We start from the raw sequence: 8,883 nt of genomic DNA, 5'->3' as shown, positions 1-8,883 counted from the left end.
GTCGTGATGACCGGCCACCGGCCGTGGGTCGTTCCGTACGTCCTGCACGGCCGCCACCACATGGGCGGCGGCCCGTTCTCAGACCTTCTCGCCCGCGCCGACGCCGGCGCCGCCGCCCGCCGCGACCTTGATGCCGCCGGTGATCTCGTCCATCACGGGGAGCTTGGGCGCCTTGTCGTTGATGTCGAATCCGGAGCGCACGATGATCAGCATGTCCTGTGCGCCGGGGGCGGGTGACGGGAAGGCGAGCGACTGGACGTACCCGTCGTCGCCCTTGCCGGTGACGACCTTCCACCGGACCAGGTAGCCCTTCTTGCCTGCGACGGTGACCGCCTCGGACTTCAACTCGTCGGTCGAGGAGATCTTTCCGTAGCTCTCGCCGCCGTAGGACTCCTCGGCGTTCTTCTTGATGTCGGCCTCGGCCGCCGCCTTGGCGGTGGTGGCCTTGATCTCCAGCGCGACCGCCGGGACGGAGTTCACCCCGCCGCGCACGCAGGACTCTTCCGGGTTGCCGGGGCACGGGTGCTCCCCGGTGCTCACTCCGGCGCCGACGGGGCCCGATTGGCCGCTCCAGCCCTTGGGCACCGGGATGCTGATGCCGCTGGCCATGTCGGTGGCGTAGCCGTCCTCGGTGGGTATCTCCTGCTGGGGCGCTCCGCCACCACCGCCGTCCTCGCCGCCACTGCCGCCGTCGGGGGCCTCGGGGCCGCCGGGCGGCTGCGAGCCGTCCGGTGCCGGGCGGCCGTCCTGGCCGGGCTTGCTGGGACCGGTCGACGGGGTCGTACTCGCCTTGTCCGCCGCGTTGTCGCTGTCGTCGTCGAGGAGGAGGAAGCCGCCACCGACGACGGCCAGCACCACCACGGCCGCCGTGACGGCGAGCGCGATCCGTCGGCCGCGCCCGCCGGTTGCCGGGGGCGGCCCCGCCGGGTAGGGCGGAATGCCGGGCGCGCCCGGTCCGGAGGGCGAGCTCCAGGTCGCGGCCGAGTCGGAGCGGACCATGTCGGTCCAGGCCGAGCCGTCCCACCACCGTTCCTGAGGCGGGCCTTCACCTTCATGTCCTGGGTCCGGATACCAGCCGGGCGGAGTCGTCTGCGTCACGGACTCACCATAGGCATATGGTCCGACAAAGCTGGTGAGAGGCCCATGAGAAATCGGCGGACTTCATGTCCGGGCCGGTGGCACGATGCCGCGGATCACCCCCAGTGACAGCAGGTCCTGGGGGCGCAGCCTGAGTTGGTCGGCCGTCGCGCGGGTCTCGGCGGGGGGCCGTTTGAGGATCGCCGTCGCGAGTTCGGGCGCGATGACGGAGAAGTAACTGTCCGGTGTGGCCCAGGTGTTGCCCGGCGCCGCGAGCGCCAGTGCGCCACCGGAACCGCCTTCGCCGATCAGCAGACTGGTGACCGGCACGCGGACGGTGGCGACGGCGGCGAACAGGTCCGCGATGGCGGCCCCCGCTCCGGAGCGTTCCGCCTCGGCGTCGTTCGCGGCGCCGGGGGTGTCGACGAGTGTGAGCACGGGCAGCCCCAGCCGGTCCGCGAGGCGGATCAGCCTGGCCGCCGTGCGGTAGCCGGCCGGGAGGGTCGCGGTGCCGCACTGGGCGGCGTACGCGACCGTACGGCCCTCATGTACGCCGAATCCGCACAGCGTTCCGGCGTCGGTGCCGCCGCAGCGATCGCCGTTGACGGACTCGCGGCTGGTGAAGTAGGCGTCCAGATACGCCTCGGCGCGCGGGCGCCGGGGGTCGCGGGCCAGGCTCACCGCGTCCCAGCCGGTGCCGGGCGGTGCGGCGTGGCCGAGTGCGGCGGGCGGCTCGGCGGCTGCCACGGATGCGGCGCCGTCGTGGGAGCCGCGGGCGCCGTCCGTCAGGAGCGTCAGCCAGTGGCCGACGGTGTCGCGCAGTTCCTCGGGCCGTACCACCGCGTCGATATGACCCGCCGTCAGCTGCGCCTCGGCGGTGTACGCGTACGGGTCGGCGTCCGCCGGCCGTACCCGCGAGCCCGCGAAGCCGATCTGGGCGCCGGGGAGGGCCAGGATCACATCGGCGCCCGCCCCGAGGGTGGCCCAGCCACCGCCGGTCGTCGGGTCGCGCACCACCGCGATCTGGGGCAGCCCCGCCGCCCGGGTGAGGGCGGACTGCCGCGCCACGCGCTGGAGTTGGAGCAGCGCGAGCATGCCTTCCTGCATACGGCTGCCGCCCGTCGCGATCAACGAGACGACGGGCAGCCGCCGTTCGCGGGCATGGGTGTACGCGGCCTCCAGCCGGTCCCCGGTGCGCTCCCCCAACGATCCGCCGAGGAAGCCGAACTCGAAGGAGATCAGGACCGTTTCGGTGCCGCCGACGCGCGCGGTGCCGCAGATGACGGACTCGTCCTCGCCGGTGCGCGTCGCCGCGCGGGCACGGGACTCGTCGTACCCCTGCCAGGCCAGGGGGCCGTCCGGGGCGGAGATGCCCTTCGGGGCGGGCAGTTCGGTGAAGGCGGCGGGAGCGCCGTCAGGGGTCGCCCCGGTCAGGGCGGCGACCGCCTGCCGTGCGCTCATCCGCTCAGCCACGGAGGGCCCGCTTCATGATCTTGCCCATGTCGTTGCGGGGCAGCGCGTCCAGATACCGCACCGTGCGCGGCCTCTTGTGCGAGGCCAGTTGAGCCCCGACGTGCGCCGCCAACTCCTCGGCCGACGGCGGGGCATCGGCCTGTGCGGGCACGATCCAGGCGACGATCCGCTCCCCCAGGTCCTCGTCGGGCTCCCCGGTGACGGCCGCCTCCCGCACCCCCGGATGCTCCAGCAGCACGTTCTCGATCTCGCCGGCGCCGATCTTGTAGCCGCCGCTCTTGATGAGGTCGGTGGCCTTGCGGCCGACGATACGGACGTAACCGTCGGGGTCGCGGATCGCCATGTCGCCCGTACGGAACCAGCCGTCGTCGAAGGCGGCCTCCGTCGCGTCGGGGCGGTTCAGATACTCGGTGAAGAGGTTCGCGCCGCGCACCTGGATCTCGCCTACGGTGTCGCCGTCGTACGCGGTGATCTCGGCGCCCGCCTCGTCGACCAGCCGCAGTTCGACCCCGGCCAGCGGGACGCCGACGGTGCCGGCGCGCGGTTCGCCGTCCGCGCGCACGCTGGTGTTCATGAGGGTCTCCGTCATCCCGTAGCGCTCGACGACACGGCGTCCCGTGGCGGCCCCGATGCGCTCGTGGTCGTGCACGGGCAGCGCGGCCGATCCCGACACCAGCAGGCGGGCGCCTGTGAGGGCCTTCGCGAGCGCGGGATCGTCGGCGAGGGCCTCGGCGATGCGGTGGTACATCGTCGGTACGCCGAAGAGCATCGTGGCTCCCGTGGACAGCTCGCGTGCCACACCCTCCGTACTGAACCTGCCGAGGTGGCGCACCGAGCCGCCGCGGCGCAGCGGGCCGAGGATGCCGAGGATCAGGCCGTGGACATGGAAGAGGGGCAGGGCGTGGACGAGGACGTCGGTCTCGGTCCACTGCCAGGCGTCCTCCAGGGCGTCCAGGGTGGCGGTGACGGCGCGGCGCGGCAGGACGACGCCCTTGGGGGGTCCGGTGGTACCGGAGGTGTAGACGATCAGCGCGGGTGATTCCGGGGACGGCTCGGCGGGCAGCGGCGCGGCGTCCGGGACGATGTCCGTGACGTCGGTGTCCAGACGCTCCAACGCGGCCAGGATCGGCGGCAGTTCGACCCCGCGCTCCGCGAGGACGAGGGCCGGTGAACTGTCCGTCACGATGTGCGTCAGCTCCCGCTCACCCGTCTTGGGGTTCACCGGCACCACGGGCACACCCGCCAGCAGCGCGGCCACCACGCCCACCGCCGTACCGAGGGTGGGTGTGGCCCAGACGGCGACCCGTGGCGCTCCGGCGATCCTGGCGGCCAAGGCGCCCGCCACCGCGGCCAGTTCGGCGTGGCTCAGTGCCTGGTCGCCGAAGTGGAGCGCGGGCCGGGTGGAACCCGTGGCGAGGGCCGGGAAGAGAGGGGACACGCGTCGTTCTCCTTGCTGTCGACGAGTCTGACGGGTCTGACGAGTTGTCCGAACGCCGCCGGACGTGCGGTAACCGGATCATCCGAAGCCTGGCACCACCAGCACGAGCCATACGGCCGCGGGTACCACCGCCACCACGATGCCTCCGTACACCATCAACTGCCGGAAGAAACGCTCCCGGTCGACATCGGGCGCGGCGGCGAGCACCAGGGCGCCGTTGGTGGAGAAGGGGCTGACGTCCACGACGGTCGCCGAGACGGCGAGCGCGGCGATCATGCCGACCGCCCCGATCTCGCCCTGGGCGAGGAACGGCACGGCGAGCGGGATGAGCGCGCCCATGATGCCGACGGAGGAGGCGAAGGCGGAGATGATCGCGGCGATGTAGCAGAGCAGCACGGCGGCGAGCAGCGGGACTCCGATGTCGCCGACGGCGTTGCCCGCGTACTCGATGGTGCCCATCTCCTCCAGGACACCGACGTAGGTGAGGACACCGCAGATGAGCAGCACGGTCGGCCAGGCGACCTCGCCGACCGCCTTGCGGCTCGCGTCCGGCCAGAAGGCGCTCAGGATGACGGCGAGGGTGATGGCGGAGAGGCCGGCGTCGAGGTCGAACACGAGGACGGCGACGACGAGTGCCGCGAGGGCGGTGAGCGTGGCGATACGGGCGGGTGTGAGGCGCGCGGCGTCGGCCGCCAGTGCTCCGGCGTCGCCGCTCCTGTCCTGGCCCCCGCCCTGGCCCTTGGCCTTGCCGTCGGTCTCCGTTTCGAGGTCACGGCCCTTCAGCTTCAATCCGCCGAACAGGACGAACACGATCGACGCGATGATCAGGTTGACGACGAGCGAGGCGAAGAACAGGACGAGTTCGTTCCCGGGCAGGTTCTCGCGCTCCACCACGCCGTTGACGATCGAGCCGTAGATGCTGATGGGCGAGAAGCCGCCGGCCTGGGCGCCGTGCACGACCAGCGCGCCCATCAGCAGGGGGCTGATCCCGTAACGCGCGGCGAAACTCAGGGCGATGGGCGCGACGATGGCGACGGCCGCCGGACTGACGGCGCCGATCGCGGTCAGTGCGCCGGTGATGGCGAACATGACCCAGGGGATCAGCACTATTCGGCCACGTACGAGCCGGATGGCGGCGTGCACCAGCCAGTCGGTGGTGCCGTTGGCGCGTGCGATGGCGAAGAGATACGTGACACCGACGAGCACCACGAACAGATCGCCGGGAAATCCGGCGAAGATACCGTCCGCGTCCAGGTCGGCGACGAGTTCGCCGACTCCGAAGGCGGCGGCGAAGGCAAGCGCGCCCATGTTGATCGAGCGGGTCGTGGCGATCACGAAGACGACCACGAGTACAAGGATCGAGATCAGTTCGGCGGACATCGGGGGGCTCCCGTCCCTGGGTCCCGTTGATAACTGGCCAACGGTATTGGCCAAGTGGCTGGACCACTTTGAACACCGGCCCGCCAAGGCGTCAAGGGATTCGACAGGAATTGGCTCAGCCACTTGACCGCCCGGTGTTAGGCTGCGAACGACCAGGTATGGGGGGTTCGTGTGTCCGACGCACTGCGGCCGATGACCCGGCCGCGACTGTACGAACAGGTCCTCGACAGGCTCCGTCACCATGTGGCGGACGGCGATCTGCGGGCCGGCGACCGACTGCCGCCGGAGCGCGAACTCGCCCAACGGCTGGGTGTCAGCCGGGCGTCCGTGAAGCAGGCGATCGTCGTACTCGAAGTGCAGGGACTGGTCGAGGTACGGCACGGCGGCGGCACATATCTCGTCCGCGACAGCCTCGACGCCGAACCGGTGGAACGGCTCGTGGAACGCAAGCGCCGGCTGCCCGACGTACTGGAGGCGCGCGAGGCGCTGGAGACCAAACTCGCCGAACTGGCCGCCGAGCGGCGCACGACGGAGGATCTGGCCGCGATGCGGGCGGCACTCGGTCATATGGCCGACGAGATCGAGGCGGGCGACCACGGCGTCGAGGGCGACCGGCTCTTCCACGCCGCGGTGACGGCCGCGGCCCACAGCGGTCTGCTGGCCGAATTCATGCGGTCCATCGCCGAGCAGATCACCGAGAGCCGTAACGAGTCACTGCGCCAGCCGGGCCGCCCCCAGCGCTCGCTGACCCAGCACCGCGCGATCCTCGAAGCGATCGAGGGCCGGCGCGGCAAGGCGGCGGCGACGGCGATGCGCCGGCATGTACGGACGGTGGCGAAGGTGCGCCTGCTGGACTGGGACCCGGGCGACGACGCCTGAGCCGTACGACGCGGGCGCCGACAGCGCCGGGCCCGGACAGGCGGCCCGGACAGCAAAGGAGCCCCGGCTGGTTCGGGGGATGGACCAGCCGGGGCCGTTCTCAGTGTGGCCGCGGAGTCGTCACTTTCCCCTCCGCGACCACGTAAAGATGAACGCTCAACCACGGCGGAGTGTTCCCAAGCCGCTGGTGGGGCGCCTGTGAGCCGCGCCACGGGCACGCCGGCCCACGCCGGGCGCGCCCCCGAGCGCGCGGAGCGCGGCGTGATGGGATCGTGGAGCCGGACCGGCCGGCGAGCGGCCGCACCGCATGCCGGGCCGCGCACCTCAGAGCCTCAGCACGAACGAACGGATAGCACCCATGGGCGAGTTGATCCTCATCAGACACGGCGAGACCAAGTGGTCGCTGTCCGGGCAGCACACCAGCCACACGGATCTGCCGCTGACTGCCCACGGTGAGAACCAGGCCCGTGCGCTGGTCCCCCTGCTGGCCGACCGCCAGATCGGACTCACCCTGGTCAGTCCGCTGGCACGCGCCCGGCGCACCGCCGAACTCGCCGGGCTGCGGTCCACCCGCATCTCCCCCGACCTGCACGAATGGAACTACGGCGGATACGAGGGCGTGACCACCGAGGAGATCCGTCGCACCCGCCCGGACTGGAACCTCTGGACGGACGGGACCACACCGGGCCCCGGCGAACACCCGGGCGAGAGCCCGTCCGACGTCAGCGACCGGGCGGACCGGGTGCTCGCGGAGGTCCGTACCGCCGCCGGGCGCAAGGGCGACGAGGACATCGCCCTCGTGGCCCACTCCCACTTCCTGCGCGTGCTCACCGCCCGCTATCTGCGACTCACCGCCGCCGAGGGCGCGCTGTTCCAACTGGAGACCGGGACGGTGTCCAGGCTCGGCACCGAGCACGGCAACCCGGTCATCACCGCGTGGAATCTGGCGCTCCCCGACAGCCTGTTGCGCACCGTCCAGGACCTGCCGCACAGCGCCTGACGACAGGCCGTACGCACGGCGCCTGTTCATATACATAGCCCCGCCGGTCGCATATGACCGGCGGGGCGTTGCTGTATGCACCCTTCGCGACGAATGCCAGTTCACACTTTTGAACCTCATGAAGTTCCGCTGAATCTCTTGTTGCTTGACGTGGACACTTCTACTCTGATGCGACTCCAGCGCCATGCCCCCACCGAATCGGAGAAGTGAGACGTGCCCAGAATGAAGCGCACCGTCACTGTTCTCTCGGCCGCCGCAGCGATGATGCTGACGGCACCGAACGCGTACGCGGAAGTCGAACCCGGAGGGTGGACCTCGACCTCGCCCTCCTTCACCGTCCAGGAGCGGGGCTGCGGCCAGGTCGACAACCTGACCTTCACCCTCACCTGCTCCACCGGCAGCGGCGACCAGCGCGCCGAGCGGCGGTACGCCACCTACACCGGCGGTACCCGGCAGTTCGAGGGCTACTTCCGGATCGCGAGCATGGGCGGCACCCGTATCAGCCTCAAGCAGACGTTCAACGAATCGGCCTCGGGGCCGTTCTTCATGCTGGCCGGTGAGCGCGGCGGACGCCTGTACGCGGTCCACGGCGGCACCACCCTGTCCAACGCGGGCACGGTCGGCGCCACGGTCCGGGTGAACACCGTCCACCAGGTCGGCAGCCAGCACCGCACGTACATCAACGGCTCGCTGAAGCACAGCTACGCGAGCCCCGGCGGCAGCTTCTACGACAAGTTCGGCGCCTACCGCACGGACAGCGGCAGCGGGCCGGCCAACGTGGTGTGGAGCGGCATCAAGTTCTGGCGCAAGTAGGTCGGTCGAGGCACATCCCGGTCCGGTGACCGCGTACGGTCCGCGCGGTCACCGGGCACTCCCCCACGCACCCGCAGACCGGAAGGACGGACGCCGTGCCTCGACGACCTCGACTCCGCGCCGCGATCGGCACGACCGCCGCGCTGCTCACCCTCCTCACGCTGGCGGGCTGCTCGTCCACCCCGCCGGACAAGACGGCGAAGACGGCGACGAAGGAGGGGAAGGCGCAGCAGGCGGAGACCACGGCGCGACTCGCGGCCACGCTCGACTCCCCCATCGACATCACGCTGCACTGGAAGGACGACGAGCCCGGCGCGGCCGGCAGCACGGTGGAGTTCGCGACGGAGAAGGCTGGACCGTACACGGTGCTGGAGTTCATGCCGCCGGGCCGTACGACGTACCGCCATCCGGATCTGATGCCGGAGACGCCCTTCTACTACCGGCTGCGCCCCTACTTCGGCCCCGCGTCCGCATCGGTAGAGGTGTCGCTGCCACCGGGGGAGCCCTCAGAGAAGGAACTGACCGACAACCAGGAGTGGATGACGCCTCGGACCGTCAAGGGACCGAAGGTGCGGACGGCGCCGCCGACGGCCCGGGGAGCGGGCGGCGCCGACGCGAACGCGGCGGCGGCCCCGACGGGCTTCACGGCGATCGTCAAGCACGCGACCGGTATCCACTTCACCTGGACGGACCGCGCCGCCGGCGAGGACGGCTATCTGCTGGAAGTGGGGGGGGGGGGGGGCGCGGGGGGCCCGGGGGGGCCCCCCCCCCGCGCGCGGCCGGCCGGCCGCACGACGGGGGCCGGGTGGACCTGGTCGACGCC

Annotated in this window: 8 protein-coding genes; 4 read left to right on the top strand and 4 right to left on the bottom strand. The window is 71.4% G+C overall.

Translation table 11 applies throughout. The features are described 5' to 3' along the window. Positions 1–78: 78 nt before the first annotated feature. The 4 genes from ACFT9I_RS19590 to ACFT9I_RS19575 form a co-directional block, all read right to left on the bottom strand. Positions 79–1,098, bottom strand: coding sequence for a DUF2510 domain-containing protein (locus tag ACFT9I_RS19590; protein ID WP_382565805.1), 1,020 nt, complete (start codon positions 1,096–1,098; stop codon positions 79–81). 63 nt (positions 1,099–1,161) lie between these two features. Next, positions 1,162–2,550: a carboxyl transferase domain-containing protein gene (locus ACFT9I_RS19585; protein ID WP_382565803.1), complete on the bottom strand. Its 1,389-nt coding sequence runs from the start codon at positions 2,548–2,550 to the stop codon at positions 1,162–1,164. After that, positions 2,543–3,988, bottom strand: a complete 1,446-nt coding sequence (locus ACFT9I_RS19580) for an acyl-CoA synthetase (protein ID WP_382565801.1) — start codon at positions 3,986–3,988, stop codon at positions 2,543–2,545. The genes ACFT9I_RS19585 and ACFT9I_RS19580 overlap by 8 nt, the downstream gene beginning before the upstream one ends. Before the next feature lie 78 nt (positions 3,989–4,066). After that, entirely contained in the window at positions 4,067–5,368 is a 1,302-nt protein-coding gene (locus ACFT9I_RS19575; RefSeq protein WP_382565799.1) for an SLC13 family permease, read from the bottom strand. Between the two features lie 171 nt (positions 5,369–5,539). Between ACFT9I_RS19575 and ACFT9I_RS19570 the strand changes: the two genes are divergently transcribed. From ACFT9I_RS19570 to ACFT9I_RS19555, 4 genes are all read left to right on the top strand, one after another. After that, positions 5,540–6,247: a FadR/GntR family transcriptional regulator gene (locus ACFT9I_RS19570; RefSeq protein ID WP_382565797.1), complete on the top strand. Its 708-nt coding sequence runs from the start codon at positions 5,540–5,542 to the stop codon at positions 6,245–6,247. A gap of 358 nt (positions 6,248–6,605) precedes the next feature. Next, positions 6,606–7,247 carry a histidine phosphatase family protein gene (locus ACFT9I_RS19565; protein WP_382565795.1) on the top strand — a complete coding sequence of 214 codons (642 nt, stop codon included), beginning with the start codon at positions 6,606–6,608 and terminating at the stop codon, positions 7,245–7,247. Between the two features lie 222 nt (positions 7,248–7,469). Further along, complete coding sequence (locus ACFT9I_RS19560; protein ID WP_382565819.1) at positions 7,470–8,060, top strand: hypothetical protein; 591 nt, start codon at positions 7,470–7,472, stop codon at positions 8,058–8,060. A 95-nt stretch (positions 8,061–8,155) separates the two neighbouring features. After that, positions 8,156–8,883 (top strand): hypothetical protein (locus ACFT9I_RS19555; RefSeq protein ID WP_382565793.1); only part of this gene is annotated, 728 nt, incomplete at its 3' end.

The organism is Streptomyces sp. NPDC057137 (assembly GCF_042670825.1).
Classification (GTDB): domain Bacteria; phylum Actinomycetota; class Actinomycetes; order Streptomycetales; family Streptomycetaceae; genus Streptomyces.
The sequence above is the reverse complement of the archived record's forward strand: the minus strand, read 5'-3'. Positions and strand labels throughout refer to the sequence as shown.